We start from the raw sequence: 16004 nt of genomic DNA on the forward strand, positions 1-16004 counted from the left end.
CTTTGTCAGTCGACCGGAATGGCGAGGAGTTGATGGAGGAGTTGCTGCTGGAGGCGGCATAACAAAAAAAGGCATCCCTGAGGATGCCTTTATCGTGTGGTGTTTTGCGCCTTACCAGGCCAGCTGCAGGATCTCGCGGCTGATATCCAGGCCGAGATCGCCTGACTCTGACAGGGCGGTCATGCCGTGGGCTTCAAGCGCCGCGACTATGTCGTCAATCTGCTCCTGGGCGATATCATAGTCGCGCAGGCGGGTCTTGAGGCCCAGTTGTTGGAAGAACTGCTCCGTCTTGTCGATCGCCAGGTCGACACGGTTGGCTTCGTCGCCCTCTGTGATGTCCCACACGCGCTCGGCGTATTGCAGCAGCTTGGCGTGCTTCTGGGTCTTGCGTACGCGCCAGACAGACGGCAACACGGCGGCCAGGGTCTGGGCGTGGTCGATGCCAAACTGGGCCGTCAGCTCGTGACCAATCATGTGGGTCGTCCAGTCAAACGGCACGCCGGCACCTATCATGCCGTTGAGGGCCGAGGTGGCACTCCACATCAGGTTGGCGCGGGCGTTGTAGTTCTCCGGCTCTTCCAGTGTGATGGGGCCAATCTCGATCAGGGTTCGCATGATCCCTTCGGCGGTTCTGTCCTGTACCCGGCCATCTACCGGATAGGTGGCATATTGCTCTAGCACGTGGACAAAGGCGTCGACCACACCGTTAGCCACCTGAATCTTTGGCAGGGTAAAGGTCAGGGTTGGATCCAGCAGCGAGAAGGTGGGGTAGATGCTGGGATGGTTAACCGGGAACTTGCCGCCGTTATAGCTGACCACGCCGAAGGCGTTCATCTCAGAGCCCGTGGCAGGCAGCGTGGCTATGGTGCCCAGTGGCAAGACCTGATCTGCCTCGACCGGCACAGGGGCGAAACCGTGGAACAGCAGGCTGGCGCTGTCACCCTCGAAGCGTGTCGCCAGGGCGATAAACTTGGTACCATCCATCACAGAGCCGCCACCGACCGCCAGCAGGAAGTCGATAGACTCTTCTCTTGCCAGCTTGGCCGCCTTGGCCAGGGTCTCATACTGTGGGTTGGCTTCGATGCCGCCGAATTCGACGACGGTGCGATCGCCTAGGGCGCTGAGTACTTTGTCCAGGGTGCCGAAGCGTTTCACGCTGCCGCCGCCATAGGTCACCATGACGCGGGCGCCGGCGGGGATCAGCTTGTCTAGCTCGGCCAGGCGGTCTTTACCGAAGACGATCTGTGTGGGATTGCGATAATCGAAGTTAAGCATGGGGATACCTTGTGTCACCTAATAATATGCTGCACATACTAGTCTCTTGGCGCGAGTTTTAAATACCTATTGCTGCACGACTCTTGCCTATTTCTGCTTTATTGAGTTTAAAAGGCATGAATTTGATAAATTTTGATGCCTTTTTCTGCTTGGGTGATATTATCGCCATCAGTTGAATCCTTATCCTGTCCCAAGAGGTGAAGTGTGAAGAGTATTGCCGAGTTGATGTCTGAGCTGGCCCCAGATGAGGGGATGAACGACAGCGTATTGCCAGGTATCAAGCTGTTTCGCTGCTCCGCCTACGGTGCCCGAGGCCCCTTGTGTTACTCCCAGGGGATCATGATAGTGGGGCAGGGCAAGAAGCGTATCTATCTGGATAACAGGGTGTTTGACTATGATCCCCAGAACACCCTGGTGATGACAGTGCCCATGCCGGTGGAGTGCGAGACCTTCGCCAGCAAGGAGGAGCCAGTGCTGGTGATGATGATAGATATCGATCTGGCGCAGCTTAATCGCCTCATCCCCGTTATGGATAATCACCACAGGGTGCCCCAGGCCCTGAACGAGTCGCGACTGCCCGGCTATTTCATCGCGCCGACCGGCGAGGCGATAGAGTGCAGCATTCATCGTCTGCTGCAGGCGTTGCAATCGCCGCTGGAGGCCGAGGCGCTGGGTGAGGCCATGGTGCTGGAGATCCTATATCGCCTGCTGGCTCTGCCCAACGCGGCCCCCCTCTATGCCCTGGCGCTGAGTCATACGAGATTGTCGCGCATCGACAAGGCGCTCAGCTATCTACATAAACACTATGCCGCGAGCATAGAGGTGGATCAGCTTGCCGCCCTGGTGAACATGAGCCCCTCGGCGTTTCATCGCTGCTTCAAGGAGGTGACTGCCTCATCGCCCATCCAGTACCTGAAGAAGGTGCGCCTGAACAAGGCCAAGGAGCTGTTGCAGCGCCCCGGAGTGAAGGTGAAGCAGGCTGCCATCGAGGTGGGCTACGAGAGCCCGGCCCAGTTTAGCCGTGAGTTCAAACGTTACTTCAGCCACAGTCCGGGGGAATGTGCCAGATAAGGTTTTCTTACTGCTTGATGCATTGCAATAGCACGACGAAAGGCGGCATATTGTTGTGGGCGACGCTGTGGCCTTCGGGTTCGGTGCGACGCTTCTGATGTTGGCGCATGCCCACATCGTCCCCTTCGCCTGTCGCGTATTCCGGTTCGTCGCCCGAATCATAGTAGTACCAGTCGTCATAGACGTGGGTGTGCTTGGGTAGTTCGGCGAGTGTCAGTTTATGTTTCTCCTCGCCGCCTTTGTCATTGAGCTTACGGACCGACAGCGCATTCTCCTGATGATTCACGGCTAAGGTAAAGCGGCCACGCCCCTCGCTGTAGGGCTGCCACCCCTCGGGGCAAGCGGCTAGATCGAAATAGGCCACCATCTTGGCCGGTATGATGCTACCGGTTTCGGCGATCTGTTTGCTCAGGGCGGAGAGTCCTTGGGTGTTGGCGAGGTTGTTGGCCGCGAGTTCTGTGTACTTCACATAGCCAAAGAGTGCCAGCGATGCGGTGAGCAGCACCGAAACCAATAGATTCCATTTCATTTTTAACGTCCTTGTGTCGAATAGTGCTCCACTGAAACAGCCGGAGTCTATATCATTATTTTTATTAACTATTTAACCTACGCTATTTATTTTATCGCCGCAACAGGTCGATGCTTGCTGTCCACTCGTCGCGTCATCTCTTTGCCTCTATTGGGTCAAAATGGGCGATCACATTTATTCAACATTCCCTAAAACATGACATGCTTAACAATTCTTCGGCTAATCTAATGCTAGGTGTTGTAACTCCAAGCCAGTTCACGTTTTATATATTCCTTAAGTGATACTTTTGTGTTCCGCAAATGGATGTGTATCGCTTTAAGTCCTTATTTATTAAAAGGCTTTGTTCTCAAGGCCGGTTCAGCTAGGAATATCTATGTCTTCGTCTTCTATTATTCAAACGGCGCCAGGTGCATTGATTAAGCCGTACCAAGCTAACATTACCGTCCCTAACTGGATGCTGAGCTCGATGGAACGAGTGATGCAGTATTATGTCGACAAGAATCTGCGACTCGATACTCAGTCCGCCTCCATGATGCCGGCGCCCGTCGAAGGCAAGAAGTACATGCTCTATGCCCATGTGCCTTTCTGCCATACCCTGTGCTCCTTCTGCACCTTCCACCGTTTCCTGTTTAAGGAGGAGAAGGCGCGCGCCTATTTCGTCTCGCTGCGTAAGGAGATGGAGATGGTTAAGGCGCTGGGCTATGACTTCGAGTCCATGTATATCGGAGGCGGCACCACAACCGTATTAGAAGATGAGCTGGCGCGCACGATTGAATTTGCCAAGAAGCTGTTCCCAAGCATCAAAGAGGTCTCCTGCGAGTCGGATCCTCAGCATCTGGACAGCCCTGGCTTTAAGCAACTGGAAGGCCTGGTGGATCGCATGTCTATCGGGGTGCAGAGCTTCGACGACGACATACTGGCGATGACAGATCGTCTGGAGAAGTTTGGCTCGGGTCAGCAGACCTTCGATAAGATCATGGCGGCCAAGGAGCTGTTTCCTATCATCAACGTGGATCTTATCTTCGGCTTCCGCGGCCAGACAGATGAGGTGATTCAGCACGACCTGGATATGGCCTCACGTCTGGATCCCCGCCAGATCACCACCTATCCGCTGATGATCACCCATCAGACCCGTAAGAGCGTCAAGGGCAAGCTGGCCGCGCCTCAGGGTGACATGGCGCGTCAATATCGCCAGATCCTCAACAGCCTGAATGGTCAGTACAACCAGCTGTCGGCCTGGGCATTTGGCAAGGCTAACAACGAAGGCTTCGACGAGTATGTGATCGACTATGACGAGTATCTTGGGGTAGGTTCGGGCTCCTTCAGCTTCCTCAACGACACCCTGTATGTGAACACCTTCTCCCTGCGCAAGTATCAGGAGAATATCGCCTCGGGTCGCATGGGCGTCGAGCAGCAGAAAAACTACAGCCAGAAGGATGTGATGCAGTATCGCTTCCTGCTGGGCATGTTCTCGGGTCGCCTGTCGCGCAAATATTTCCGTGACACCTTCGGCGTTAACCTGGATTGGGCCCTGTTTAAAGAGATGACCTCGATGAAGGCCATCGGTGCCATCAAGAACGACCCGAATGATCCCGATAATCTCATCGTCACGGATAACGGCAAGATGATGGGCCTCTTGATGATGAAAGAGTTCTACTCAGGCATGGACAACGTGCGGGCGCAGCTGCGTAAGCCGCTCAAGCCGTGCGATATGTAGCCATGTGATATGTAGCCCTGCGAGATGTAAGGGGTATTTGCTATCCGAGCGAAAGAGGCCGATCATAGATCGGCCTTTTTTATTGTCGGAGCTCTATCCATGCAGGCCTTTGAGACCCTGTTTGCCCAGTTTATCGCCGCCGAGTTACCCGCCGATGCCGCCCACGATCTCAATCATGTGAAGCGAGTGGTGAAGACGGCCAAGCGCCTGTGCGATCTCGAATCTGCCTCCGCCGAGGTGGTGGTGCCAGCCGCCTGGCTGCATGATTGTGTCACCCTGGCAAAAGACGATCCGAGGCGCAGTCAGAGCTCTAGGATGGCGGCCGATAAGGCGATCGCCCTCCTCATCGAGTTGGGTTATCCGCAGCAGTACTTGGCCGCCATTCACCATGCCATTCTCGCCCATAGTTTCAGCGCGGGTATTGCCCCCGAGACGCTGGAAGCCAAGATAGTACAGGATGCCGACAGGCTCGATGCCCTGGGGGCGATTGGTGTGGTGCGTTGCCTACAGGTGGGCACCGCCTTGGAGCGGCCCCTGTATGCTGCGGAAGATCCCTTCTGTCGGGAGCGGGAGGCGGATGATAGTCGCTACACCTTAGATCATTTCACGCAGAAGCTGTTTACCCTGGCGGATACCATGCAGACGGCGGCAGCAAGGGAAGAGGCGCGCCATCGCACCCGGGTGATGCAGGACTTTCTCGATCAGCTGGCGCAAGAGATCTAGGGGCGCCGCTTGGGCGCCTGCTTGTGATTAACTTTAGCGCGGCGGGCTAACTTCTGCTCAAGCTGGCGAGTCTCCTGGCGTATCTGTTCGATAAAGAGATCTTGGTAGCCCAGCAGCTCAAATTCTCTCAGGCACTGCTGGTAGCGGCGCAGTTTTTCTTCCTTGCATAGGGGCTTATCCATCAGCTCTTCTAATGTCAGTATTGAGTCCATTCAATAACCTCACAACCTCTTGTGCTTGTTAGCCTAACGTCAAGTTGGCAGCTTGTAGAGGCTGATTTTTATCCTAGAACCTCATAAGCCGAAAGATTGATGAGTTTTTTGTTAACTTTTTCAACTGCTTATTTCATTACCAAAGTTGGCTAAGGTAAGAGGTCGCATATCACCTAAGCTAATATGGGCGATCGCTTACGCACTCATTGGTCGAAAAGCTCATAAGAGACGTTTGTGGAGCACCCGGTAATAGGGTAGCTTGGTGAATTGTTCATTTTGTACAGGGAAATCAGATGATAGTACGTATTGGCGAGTTTCAGGCCGCGCCGGGCCAGGCAGAGGCATTGAAGGCCTTCCTCCTCTCATTGAGCGATTATATTTGCCACTCACCGGGCTGCCTCAGCTATGAGGTATTGTGTCCGGTCGATGAGGCGGACCGCCTGCTGGTGATCGAGCGTTGGGAATCTGCCGAGCAGCACAGGGCCTCGGTGCAGGCCTATCCAAAGGATAAGATGCAGGCCGCCATGTCGCTGTTCGCCGCACCGCCGAGCGGCGGTTACTATTCGCTGGCTCAGGCTTAGGCTTACGGCAGGGCTTTAGTGATGATCTATTTCGAGACAGAGCGGCTTATCTGCCGCGCCTTCGAGCGGGCCGATCTTCAGGCCTTCACCGCCTACCGCGCCGATCCTGAGGTTGCCCGCTACCAAAGCTGGCAAGATTACCAGTATCAGGATGCCCTGGCGCTGTTTGAAAATTTGCAGCAGACACCCTTTGGAACAATCGACACCTGGATGCAGCTGGCCCTCGAGTGTCGTCAGACCCAGGCCCTGGTGGGGGATCTGGCGCTGCATTTCATCGATGCGCAGCAGGTCGAGATAGGCTTTACCCTGGCCAGCGAGCATCAGGGGAAGGGCTTGGCGCGAGAGGCGCTGCAGGGGTTGTTGGTGTATCTATTTGAGCGCCTAGGTAAGCACAGAGTCTCGGCCATCACAGACGTGCAAAATCACGCCGCCTGGGGGCTGCTTGAGCGGTTGGGCTTTCGCCGCGAGGCTCATTATCGCGATAACATCTTCTTCAAGGGCAGCTGGGGCAGCGAGTATGGCTATGGCCTGCTGGCGCGGGAGTGGCGCGACGCGCAAACGGGCGAGCCACTGCAGGAGTTTCGCCTGATCAAACGTGTGGCGCCTCTTAATGATTTCCTGCGCCTTCGGCAGATAACAGGCCTGACCCCAAGGTCTCGCGCCGCGGCAGAACTTGGCCTGCCTCTGAGTCTGTTTGGGGTGCATCTTTTGGCGGGTGACAGGGTGATCGCCATGGGCCGGGTAGTGGGCGACGGCGCCCTCAATTTTGAGCTGGTAGATATCGCCGTGGATCCCGAATATCAGGGGCGCGGCCTGGGCAGCGCTATCATGAGCGCCATCATGGGCTATCTCGACGAGACGGCGCCTAAGGGGGCCTACATCACCTTAATGGCTGATGTGCCTGCCCTTTATCTCAAATTTGGCTTCGAGTACTCGCGCCCGGCGAGCGAAGGCATGTATAAGTTACAGGCCTAATTGGTTGAGAAGCCCCGCGGGCCTTGATATAAAGGAGGCTCGGCGGGCCCCAAAGTATTAGGTTTCCGGGGCTAATTTTCTCAACCCGTTTAGGCGAGCTTCTTTTTCTCCTGATCCGCTGTTACTCGGAGCATGCATGGCCAAAATTCTGCTGGTAGCCAACCTCAATTGCGATCGTATTCTCAGACTCGATAAACCCTTGAAGATGGGGGGGCGGTTTCACTATCAAGATGGTGGCCAGCGCCTGGGAGGCGGCGGTGCCAACACAGGCATAGGCCTGGTGTGGGCCGGGCATGAGGTAGCGCTGGTGAGTCAGGTGGGCCGCGACGAGATAGGCGATTGGCTGCTGGCCGAGACCAGCACCCTGGGAATAGATTGCCGCCTGATGCAGCGCTATCAGCAACATACCTGTGAGATGCTGCTGGTGATGACCCCGGATGGCGAGCGCACCATCATACGTCCCGAGCGCCCCAGATTCGAGCTGGCGGCGCCGCCGAACTGGCGCCAGTGGGATGCACTCTATATTAACTCTTCCGCCGAAGGCGCGGTGAGCTGGGCCAAGACAGCCTTGCCCCACAGCCTGGTGGTGGCGCAGCTGGCCAAGGATAACCGTGAGCGTCCCTGCCACGTGCTGATTGCCTCGCGGGCCGACATGCAGGGTCGCAGCGAACTGTCGCCCTGGCAGTATGGCCTCTCCATCGCCGGCGACTGCCTGCAGGCCTTCATAGTGACAGATGGTGAGTCGGGCGCCATTCTCTATCAGGCAGATTCGCAGACTCATGTGGCGGCCGAGTCGGCCAGTGTGGTGGATACCACAGGGGCGGGAGATGCCTATGCGGCGGGCCTGATCCATGGGCTGGTGCGTGGCGATGAGTTTTGTCAGGCCATGGCCGAAGGTGCCCGTTGGGCCGCCTTTGCGGTGGCCACAGAGAGTTCGATACCGGGAGCAGAACTGAAAAACTATCTGGAAAATGAGCGAGCAAAAGAAGAGGCTTAGCGGGCACAACTTGTCATCATAATGTCATTAACTCGGCTTAGAGTATCGGCATTGGTCGCAAGCAGTTCCCTGACCTTGTTTTGTGTAGCTTCTTTTCTAACATAGTGTGTTTTTCTGTTCTCTCGCCCCATCTTCTGGGGCTTTTTTTTGCCCGAAAAAAAGCCCCGACCTTTTGGTCAGGGCTTAGGCCGAACGCTTGTTATTAGTTGTATTTAAATACCGGGATCATGCTGGTGCACTGAGTCTTGATCTTCTGAACCGGCGCCGCCAGGAAGGCCATGGTGATGCCGTCGATACAGTTGCGATAAGGGTTCTGTGAAGTCAGCTGTACGTGGCCACCCTGAGGGTTGGTGAACAGCTGGGCATTAGGCATGTTCTTTACCACTAACTCGCCCCATGCCGGTGGCGTCTGATGATCGTTGCCGCCGTTGATCACCAGGATCGGCAGATTACTGGTCACGGCCTGGGTCTCTATGCTGTCGGCCGCGGCCACATCCCACGCTTTACAGCTGTCGATATCGAATCCCTCATGGAACATCTTGTTCACTGTCAGCGTGGTCGTGGTGGACCAGTTTTTGTCGTTGCGACCCTCTAGAGCCGTCTGGTTGAGGAAGGCATATTCCTCGGAGCAGACGACTGACAGTGCCATAGGGGCAAAGTAACCCTCGGCCTCTTCGTTGTCTTTCTCATTGATGATGATGTTCAGGTCCTTATCGATCGCCAGTATCAGGGGGACGACCCTGGCATCACCCGCTAGACTGGCGATGTAGTTGACGAAACGGATGGCTGCCTGCTCCTCCCCCTGATTCTGTAGTCGCTCGATGATGGACTCGATCATCGGCTTGAGGATCTCTGATGCACAATTAATCGAGGCATCGCAGTTGGCGACGATGCGATCCAGCGTGGCATAGGTGGCCCAGGGCGTGTCTGACAGGCCGTTGACTTCGATGGGGAATACACCGTCGAGGATGACGCTGCGAATCCCTTGGCTATCTTCGCGTATGATGGTCTCAGCTAAGCGGGTGCCGTAGGAGGCGCCGTAGAGATTCCAGCTGTCGAGCTTGAGCGCCTTTCTCAGCATGATGAAATCGTGGGCGCTCTGCACGCTCTGATAGGCGCTGAAGTCGACGCCCTTGGCCTTGAGGCGAGCCTTACAGGCCTTGACCTGCTCGATTGAGCCCTTGACCGTGTTAAATTCGGTGCACTTGTAGGCGGGTTTGGCGTGGCCTGTGCCGCGCTGATCCACCAGATAGAAGTCGCGGTCGTTCCAGAGGTATTTCGCCTTGCTCTGGGTGAAGTCTTCCAGGCTGTCGATGGCCGAGTAGCCTGGACCGCCCTGCAGGTAGACCACGGGATCGGCCTTGGCCTCAGTCTTAATCGCCGGGATCTTCAGCACGGCGATCTCCATGGTTTTCTTGGAGGCACTCTGGCCCTTGAGGGCGTGTTTTTCCGGGACCGTCAGATAGCCGCAGCTGGCGCCTTTGGGCAGATCCTTACTCTTGGTGAACGTGCTGCAGTCAACGCTGGCGTAGGTGCCCACCTTGCTGGCGACCTCCTTCTTAGTGTCAGACTTGCTCGATTGGTTACAGCCGCCGAGGAGGGCGGTTGCCATGACGAGTGTGCCAAAGGCCAATAGATTGGGCTTGTGTGTCAGGCTCATATACAACTTCCTTATGGGTTACAGACGAAGGCAATGAACCTGGCGAGCCTTAGGGACTCGACGCCTTTGGGTTCTGTGCCGTGATTATCTGTAGCGCATTATGGGGAGGCGGGCGCCTGGGAAACAGAAGCACTCTGTATGGCTTTGTCTCGGCTTTGTATCGGAAGGCTTTGAATAGAAAAGCTTTGAATGGGATAGCGCTAAATGGGAAAGTGCTAAATCGGTGAATTTAGTTATCGCCTGGGCACCGAGCCCTTAATGGACTCATTCTGCCTTGGGCAGGCGCAGGGTAAAGCTGGGGCCGCCCAGCTCGCTGTCGCCTAAGGTCAGCTCGCCCTGGTGCTGACGCACTATCTGCTTGGCGATGGCCAGCCCAAGGCCGTGGCCACCACTCTGCCTGTCTCTGGCCTTATCCAGACGCACGAAGGGCTCGAAGATAGACTGCCAATAGTCCTGAGGGATGGGCGGGCCGTCGTTGGCTATCTCGATCAGCACGCTGGTCTCGTCGCTGCTAAGGGTCACGTTGACGCAGCTTTGGGCATACTTGTAGCCGTTGCGTATGATGTTGCTGGTGGCCCGCAGCAGCAGGTGGTTGGCGATGGGAGCCATCAGGCTGTCGTCACCGCTAAGCTGCAGGCGTTTGGGGGTCTCGAACTGCAGGTGTTCCAGCTGGCTGGCCAGCAGCGGGTAGAGCCTGGTTGGTGTCAGGCTGAGTTGGGCGTCAGGCCTTTCCAGCTTGGCGAAGTGCAACAGCTCCTCGATCATTCCGCCCAGTTCGTTGAGATCTTCCTGAATTCCCTCCAAATACTGCATCTGCTCCGGGCGTACGCCCGAGTCGTCCAGCATGTCCAGGTTGCACTGGATGCGAAAGATGGGAGTGCGTGACTCGTGAGCGATGGCGTTGGTGAGGTTCTTGTGGCTCTGGATCAGCTGAGAGATGCGATCGGCCATGATGTTGAACGACAGGTTAAGCTGACCCACGCTGTGAAGGCTGCTGGTGGAGGCGCGGGCGCTAAAATCGCCATAGGCGAAGGCGATGCAAGTCTTCTCCAGTCGCGCCAGTCGTCGGGAGATCACAAACAGCACCATGATGCTGATCAGCGCCAGTGCCGCACACAACTCGACGAAGACAAACCACTCTTTGCGGTTGAGGGTGTTGATAAAGGGGGAGTCCGGGTCGTTGATGATGCCAAAGACCACCTCTGGGTTGCTCTTCAGGCTGAAGTAGGCCTGATTCTCGTCCACATCTTCAATGTAGAGGCCGTAGTCTTTAACCCCCTGTTTGATCGCCTCGCTCAGGGTGTCATCCTTGATGTCATAGCGGGTCAGTGCCAGGTGGATATCCTTGGCAAAGCCTTGCAGTGCCTGCTCTGCCGCTTGCGCTCCTTGAGTTTCGCCTATCTTGTCTACTAATTTGCGGGTGGCGGTGATCTCGTTGGCTAGCGAGGTGGCGTCCAGTGAGTCGGTGGAGAAGAGCTCAAACTGGTCCATGGCGATCACCGCAATGAAGAAGATCGCCAGGGCCGTGCTATAGATGAGGATAAACAGACGCGTCACAGGAGATCACCAACGGTCGGGGACAAACAGATAGCCCCTGGCCCTGACGGTGATGATGCGCCGGGGCAGGGCGGGGTTGTCGCCCAGCTTCTTGCGCAGCACCACTATCTTGTTGTCTATGGTGCGGTCGATGCCGTCGTACTCTATGCCGCGGATCTGTTTGACCAGATATTCCCGGGTGAGGATCTCATCGGCATGGGCGGCCAGCAGCCAGAGCAGGTCGAACTCGCTGGTGGTCAGGCTGACTTCTTCTCCCGCCAACAGACACTGCTTGCGCTGCTGATTGAGCTCAAGCTCGCCGAAGCTGAGATGATGCTGCTCCTGGGGAGCAGACACCTTTGCCCGGCGCATCAGCATGCGGATACGTGCCAGTAGGACCCTGGGTTGTATCGGCTTGATGATGAAGTCGTCGGCGCCCATCTCCAGTGCCGCCACCTGATCCATGTCGTCCTCGCTGGCGGTGAGAAACAGTATTTTGCCATCGAAAACGGGTTGCAGCTGACGGCAGATGCTGAAGCCGTCCAGATTGGGTAGCATGAGATCTAAGATGACCAGATCCGGCTGCTCGGCCAGTATGGTGGCGACGGCGTCGGCGCCATCATGGACACAGAGAGTCTCTATCTGCTGCATGGTCAGATAGGAGGACAGCAGCTGGCTGATCTTTTCGTCATCTTCAACGAGTACAACTTTGATGCTCATGTCGAGTGAGTCGTCGTGGGAGTGTGTTGATAAATCTAACATTATTTATCTAGCTCCAACAGTGACGAGTTCACACTCTTTTTGAGGGCCCGGCCTACCATGTGAGGTGATCGATCAGGTAGGCGGCGTCATACACCTTGGTTGTCTGCATCGATGCCTTATCCTGCAGGCCGGTAACTTCGACAATTACCGAGGTCTCATTTTCCACCTTACCCAGGCCATAGCCCCAGTCCTTGTGGCCAAAGCCCAGAGTGTCATTGCCGATTGCATCGCGGTGGTTCTGCTCTGTGGTGAGGGCAAAGTAGGGATAGCCATGGGCCTGGGCTATCTCGGCGGACTTGCGCAGAACATATTTGCGGGCCAGGGCGCGGTCTGTCATGTCGTTACCGACGAAGCTTATCTGCCAGCTATCATCGGCTATCTGTACCACGTCGAAGCCTTCGCCGAAGCTCCAGAAGGATTTTTCTGTGTCGTAAGAGGTGGCGCAGCCGCTCAGCAGGAGTATGAAACTCAGTATGAAGACGGCCAATGGAGTTGTTTTCATGATATCTTTCCCAAGGAGAACTAAGCCGCTATTGTGCAGGGGCGATCCCCGTGGCGACAGAGGGAGTTTGTATTGAATTGTCTCGCCTTTGTCAGCGGGCGAGACGAGTAGACAGTGGTCAGGGGGAGAAAGTGATGACGCGTTTGGTAAACAAGATTTCGGGCCTGTATCGTGGTGACAAGGCCGAGGCGTTCGAGGGAATACCCAGCATGATCGACGCCAAGCGGGCGTGCACTGGTTTGGTGGTGGGTGAGCTGGGCGTCGAGGGTGACGGCCAGGCGGATCCCAAGCATCACGGCGGCGCCGACCGTGTGCTACACCATTTTCCTCGCGAGCATTATGGTCAGTATCGTCGCTGGGATATGATGCAGGGATTCAAGGATGTGCCCGCCATGGGCGAGAACATCAGCACCGTTGGGCTGGACGAGACCCAGGTGAATATCGGCGACATCATAGCCATCGGCGAGGTGCGTCTGCAGGTGACTCAGCCGCGCTCCCCCTGTTTCAAGCTCAATCATCAGTTCGGTCATCCCGAGTTTGCCCTCGCCATGCAGACCAGCGGCCTGTGTGGCTGGTTCTATCGGGTGATCACGCCGGGTGAGATCACCCTGGAAGACGATATCAGGCTTATCGAGCGCCGCACCGACATCAGTCTGCGCGAGGCGATGAGTATCTATTTCTCGCCCACCTTTGATGCCGGCGCCTACGATCGCCTGGCCAGTTGTGAAGGGCTGGCGAAGTCTTGGGTAAATAGCTTGCAGCGCCGCCTGGAAAGTCGCAAGATTGAGCCTTGGGAAATGCGTTTATTTGGGCCTAACCGCCTGTAGCAATACGTAAAATTGATAATGAATCATCAAGGAGTGTAATTCGTGTCTGATATTGAACAACTGTCCCGTGACGATAGAAACATGGGCGTGGCGGTGCATCTGGCCAGCTTTTCCGGCTATCTGATCCCCTTTGGTTCTATACTAGGGCCGCTGATTGTCTGGCTGATGAAGCGAGAGGAGATCGCCTTCGTCGACAGCTGTGGTCGCAACTGCCTGAACTTCAAGATCAGCGTGATGGTATATGCCATCATCAGCATGATCCTCATGTTCGTCGGTATCGGTTTTATCCTGCTGGGAGTGCTGGCGATCTTCGATATCGTAGTCACCATCATCGCCGCCATGAAGGCCAGCGAGGGCATTAGTTACCAGTATCCGCTGACGATCAAGTTTCTTAAGCCTTGATGATTGCTTGGCAAAATAAAAAAGCCCGCGATTGCGGGCTTTTTTGTGGCTGAAGCCTTTAAGCAGTGAACCGCCTAGACCTTGAAGCCGGCGACCAGAGTATCTAGCCTGTGGGCCAGCTGGTTGAGCGACTGGCTGGCCTGGGCCACCGCCTGGGAGGTCTCGCTGGTACGCTGGGTGATCTCGCTGATCTCCGTGACGTTGCGGTTGATATCTTCCACCACGGTAGATTGCTCCTCGGTGGCCGCCGCGACCTGAATATTCATGTCTGTGATGGCGCCGATCTGTTGGCTGATCTCCGTCAGGGTGTGGCTGGCCTCATCGACCGCCTGCACTCCTTGCTGGCTGCGGCTCTTGCTCTGGGTCATCGCCTCGACGGCGCGGGCCGCCTCGCTTTGTAGGTTGTCGATCATCTTCTGCACCTCGTCGGTCGACGCGGCGGTGCGTGAGGCCAGGTTACGTACCTCCTCGGCGACCACGGCGAAGCCTCGTCCAGCTTCACCGGCACGGGCGGCCTCGATGGCGGCGTTGAGGGCCAGCAGGTTGGTCTGATCCGACACGGCGCGGATCACATCCAGGATGCTGCCGATGGAGGTGGTATGGGTGGCCAGGGACTCGATCACATTGCCCACCTGTTCCACATCCTGAGACAGCTGATTGATGGTGTCGCGGGCGCGGGTCACCACTATCTGGCCGTTGCTGGAGGCGTTGTCGGCGTCCTTGGCGTTGTCGGCGGCCTGGGCGGCGTTGCCGGCGATCTCATGCACGGTCGCGCCCATCTCGTTGATAGCGGTGACCACCATCATGGTCTGATCTTTCTGCAGCTGGCTGTCGTCCTGAGTCTGCTGGGCCTGATTGGCCACATCCTTGGCGGCGTGACTCAGCTGCACGCTGGTGTCTGTCACCTCTATGATGGAGTGCTGGATCTTCTCGATGAAGCTGTTGAAGCCCTTGGCCAGCTGTGCTAGCTCGTCGTTACCCTCTACCGGCAGGCGTTGGCGCAGATCCCCTTCACCCTGACCTATGTCCTGTAGCATGTCGGCCACCTTGGCGATGGGCTGACTCACCGAGGCGGAGACGAAGGTGGAGAGGCCGATAAAGGCGGCGGCGATCAGCACTGTCCAGATGAGGATCTGATAGGCCGACTCTTCTAGCAGGGCAAATACCTCGGCCCTGGGCACCTGGGCCACCAGATACCAGTCCATTGAGGGGATATAGCTGCTGGCGACCAGCAATGTCTCGCCGTCGAGCTCCGTCTGTGTCAGGCCAAAGTCGCCCTTGTTGAGCAGCTCTCTGGTCACGTTACCGCCATAGAGCGAGCTCAGGCTGGCCTTGCCTATCTGGCTGGTGTCCGAGTGCAGCTTGACGTCACCCTTGGCATCGACCAGGTAGACGAAGCCTGTGTCTTCAATCTTGAAGGATTTCAGCAGGCGTACCATGTCGTCCAGCGACTTGGCCAGTCCCACCAGGCCGCGGTCGTTGGGCTGTTGGTAGTTGATGAAGAGCTTCACCTCGCCATTGGCCTCGGTGAACACGTTGAGCATGCGCTCTGTGCCGCTGTTTTTATAGTTGAAGAACCAGCCATCCTGATCCGGAGTGAGGATCCGCAAGAAGCCGTCCTGGGTGTAGTAGGCGGCGGTCTGTCTGTCGGCATAGGAGGCCTGCACCAGCTTATATTGCTGCTGCACATCCTTGAGCTGGGCGATCACCAGAGGCTCTGTCTCGGCAGGGCGGCCCTCGACCAGCCACTGCTTGAGCATCTTGCTGCTGGCGAGCTGCTCGGCGGCGTTCATCAGGGTGGCGATATCCATCTCTACCTTGTTGCGGATCGCCTGCAAGGTGTTGGGCAGCTCGGAGGTGAGCATGCGCTGCTCGACGACTTCTTTGGCGCTACGTTGACTCAAGACTCCCACGAGCACGGTCGACAGCAATACCGCGACGGTAACCGTGAGTAAGATCTTCTGCTTGATGGTGAGCATGTTTAGTTTCATCGTTTATGACTCGCATCTACTCTGTCCGAGCATGCCTCGGATGTGTGAATACTAGATTATTAAGGTTAGTCGCTGTTTTCTAAACACGCTAAACCATTGAACTTTTTTGAGGGCAGGAGGATCCTTTAGGATCGCTTAGTGCGTCTTGGTAACGCTTGTAGGTATGGCGCCATTATGGTGGCCTGGGATGTTAAGCGCAAGTAAAAACGCGCCCTAAGGCGCGTTTGCATTTGTCTGTTTGCCG

At 56.4% G+C, this 16004-nt stretch carries 16 protein-coding genes and 1 pseudogene; 9 read left to right on the top strand and 8 right to left on the bottom strand.

Features of this window, described 5'->3' with window-relative positions; genetic code table 11:
• Positions 1–111 precede the first annotated feature (111 nt).
• Positions 112–1275: an iron-containing alcohol dehydrogenase gene (locus K0J45_RS00345; RefSeq protein ID WP_220043840.1), complete on the bottom strand. Its 1164-nt coding sequence runs from the start codon at positions 1273–1275 to the stop codon at positions 112–114.
• 204 nt (positions 1276–1479) lie between these two features.
• Between K0J45_RS00345 and K0J45_RS00350 the strand changes: the two genes are divergently transcribed.
• Positions 1480–2346, top strand: a complete 867-nt coding sequence (locus tag K0J45_RS00350) for an AraC family transcriptional regulator (protein ID WP_011863881.1) — start codon at positions 1480–1482, stop codon at positions 2344–2346.
• Between the two features lie 7 nt (positions 2347–2353).
• Here the strand turns inward: K0J45_RS00350 and K0J45_RS00355 are convergent, their stop codons facing one another.
• Positions 2354–2875 carry a hypothetical protein gene (locus tag K0J45_RS00355; RefSeq protein ID WP_220043841.1) on the bottom strand — a complete coding sequence of 174 codons (522 nt, stop codon included), beginning with the start codon at positions 2873–2875 and terminating at the stop codon, positions 2354–2356.
• A gap of 373 nt (positions 2876–3248) precedes the next feature.
• On the opposite strand from K0J45_RS00355, the gene K0J45_RS00360 reads away from it, so the two are divergent.
• Both K0J45_RS00360 and K0J45_RS00365 read left to right on the top strand, forming a co-directional pair.
• A complete protein-coding gene (locus K0J45_RS00360) occupies positions 3249–4592 on the top strand; it encodes a coproporphyrinogen III oxidase family protein (protein ID WP_220043842.1) in 1344 nt (447 codons plus the stop codon).
• Positions 4593–4691: 99 nt separating this feature from the next.
• Entirely contained in the window at positions 4692–5315 is a 624-nt protein-coding gene (locus K0J45_RS00365; RefSeq protein WP_220043843.1) for an HD domain-containing protein, read from the top strand.
• On the opposite strand, the gene K0J45_RS00370 is transcribed toward K0J45_RS00365, so the two are convergent.
• A complete protein-coding gene (locus K0J45_RS00370; RefSeq protein WP_220043844.1) occupies positions 5312–5527 on the bottom strand; it encodes a hypothetical protein in 216 nt (71 codons plus the stop codon). The two genes, K0J45_RS00365 and K0J45_RS00370, sit on opposite strands and share 4 nt — an antisense overlap.
• A 293-nt stretch (positions 5528–5820) precedes the next feature.
• Between K0J45_RS00370 and K0J45_RS00375 the strand changes: the two genes are divergently transcribed.
• From K0J45_RS00375 to K0J45_RS00390, 4 genes and pseudogenes are all read left to right on the top strand, one after another.
• Positions 5821–6108 (top strand): putative quinol monooxygenase, encoded by a 288-nt coding sequence (locus K0J45_RS00375; RefSeq protein ID WP_220043845.1) that lies wholly within the window; start codon positions 5821–5823, stop codon positions 6106–6108.
• A 21-nt stretch (positions 6109–6129) separates the two neighbouring features.
• Positions 6130–6654: pseudogene (locus K0J45_RS00380) on the top strand (GNAT family N-acetyltransferase); the annotation flags it as partial.
• A gap of 153 nt (positions 6655–6807) precedes the next feature.
• Positions 6808–7083, top strand: a complete 276-nt coding sequence (locus tag K0J45_RS00385; RefSeq protein WP_258406811.1) for a GNAT family N-acetyltransferase — start codon at positions 6808–6810, stop codon at positions 7081–7083.
• Positions 7084–7219: 136 nt separating this feature from the next.
• Positions 7220–8080, top strand: coding sequence for a PfkB family carbohydrate kinase (locus K0J45_RS00390; protein ID WP_220043846.1), 861 nt, complete (start codon positions 7220–7222; stop codon positions 8078–8080).
• A gap of 202 nt (positions 8081–8282) precedes the next feature.
• Here the strand turns inward: K0J45_RS00390 and K0J45_RS00395 are convergent, their stop codons facing one another.
• From K0J45_RS00395 to K0J45_RS00410, 4 genes are all read right to left on the bottom strand, one after another.
• Positions 8283–9740, bottom strand: a complete 1458-nt coding sequence (locus K0J45_RS00395) for an alpha/beta fold hydrolase (protein WP_220043847.1) — start codon at positions 9738–9740, stop codon at positions 8283–8285.
• Between the two features lie 264 nt (positions 9741–10004).
• Complete coding sequence (locus K0J45_RS00400) at positions 10005–11297, bottom strand: ATP-binding protein (protein WP_220043848.1); 1293 nt, start codon at positions 11295–11297, stop codon at positions 10005–10007.
• 6 nt (positions 11298–11303) lie between these two features.
• Positions 11304–12038 (bottom strand): response regulator, encoded by a 735-nt coding sequence (locus K0J45_RS00405; RefSeq protein WP_258406736.1) that lies wholly within the window; start codon positions 12036–12038, stop codon positions 11304–11306.
• Between the two features lie 52 nt (positions 12039–12090).
• Complete coding sequence (locus tag K0J45_RS00410) at positions 12091–12540, bottom strand: CC0125/CC1285 family lipoprotein (RefSeq protein WP_220043849.1); 450 nt, start codon at positions 12538–12540, stop codon at positions 12091–12093.
• Between the two features lie 134 nt (positions 12541–12674).
• Here K0J45_RS00410 and K0J45_RS00415 point away from each other — a divergent pair, with 134 nt between their 5' ends.
• The gene (locus K0J45_RS00415) at positions 12675–13367 is read left to right on the top strand and encodes an MOSC domain-containing protein (RefSeq protein ID WP_220043850.1); all 693 of its coding nucleotides are present in this window, start codon (positions 12675–12677) and stop codon (positions 13365–13367) included.
• Between the two features lie 81 nt (positions 13368–13448).
• Entirely contained in the window at positions 13449–13769 is a 321-nt protein-coding gene (locus tag K0J45_RS00420; RefSeq protein WP_144202491.1) for a DUF4870 domain-containing protein, read from the top strand.
• 74 nt (positions 13770–13843) lie between these two features.
• Here the strand turns inward: K0J45_RS00420 and K0J45_RS00425 are convergent, their stop codons facing one another.
• On the bottom strand, positions 13844–15760 hold the full coding sequence (locus tag K0J45_RS00425; protein WP_220043851.1) for a methyl-accepting chemotaxis protein: 1917 nt from the start codon (positions 15758–15760) through the stop codon (positions 13844–13846).
• Between the last annotated feature and the right edge of the window lie 244 nt (positions 15761–16004).

The organism is Shewanella alkalitolerans, assembly GCF_019457575.1.
Taxonomy (GTDB): Bacteria; Pseudomonadota; Gammaproteobacteria; order Enterobacterales; family Shewanellaceae; genus Shewanella; species Shewanella loihica.

Coding starts and splice junctions, on each gene's coding strand:
- K0J45_RS00360 (WP_220043842.1), top strand. CDS start 3,249: ATGTCTTCGTCTTCTATTATTCAAACGGCGCCAGGTGCATTGATTAAG.
- K0J45_RS00410 (WP_220043849.1), bottom strand. CDS start 12,540: ATGAAAACAACTCCATTGGCCGTCTTCATACTGAGTTTCATACTCCTG.
- K0J45_RS00420 (WP_144202491.1), top strand. CDS start 13,449: ATGGGCGTGGCGGTGCATCTGGCCAGCTTTTCCGGCTATCTGATCCCC.
- K0J45_RS00375 (WP_220043845.1), top strand. CDS start 5,821: ATGATAGTACGTATTGGCGAGTTTCAGGCCGCGCCGGGCCAGGCAGAG.
- K0J45_RS00345 (WP_220043840.1), bottom strand. CDS start 1,275: ATGCTTAACTTCGATTATCGCAATCCCACACAGATCGTCTTCGGTAAA.
- K0J45_RS00395 (WP_220043847.1), bottom strand. CDS start 9,740: ATGAGCCTGACACACAAGCCCAATCTATTGGCCTTTGGCACACTCGTC.
- K0J45_RS00405 (WP_258406736.1), bottom strand. CDS start 12,038: ATGTTAGATTTATCAACACACTCCCACGACGACTCACTCGACATGAGC.
- K0J45_RS00415 (WP_220043850.1), top strand. CDS start 12,675: ATGACGCGTTTGGTAAACAAGATTTCGGGCCTGTATCGTGGTGACAAG.
- K0J45_RS00365 (WP_220043843.1), top strand. CDS start 4,692: ATGCAGGCCTTTGAGACCCTGTTTGCCCAGTTTATCGCCGCCGAGTTA.
- K0J45_RS00390 (WP_220043846.1), top strand. CDS start 7,220: ATGGCCAAAATTCTGCTGGTAGCCAACCTCAATTGCGATCGTATTCTC.
- K0J45_RS00355 (WP_220043841.1), bottom strand. CDS start 2,875: ATGAAATGGAATCTATTGGTTTCGGTGCTGCTCACCGCATCGCTGGCA.
- K0J45_RS00370 (WP_220043844.1), bottom strand. CDS start 5,527: ATGGACTCAATACTGACATTAGAAGAGCTGATGGATAAGCCCCTATGC.
- K0J45_RS00425 (WP_220043851.1), bottom strand. CDS start 15,760: ATGAAACTAAACATGCTCACCATCAAGCAGAAGATCTTACTCACGGTT.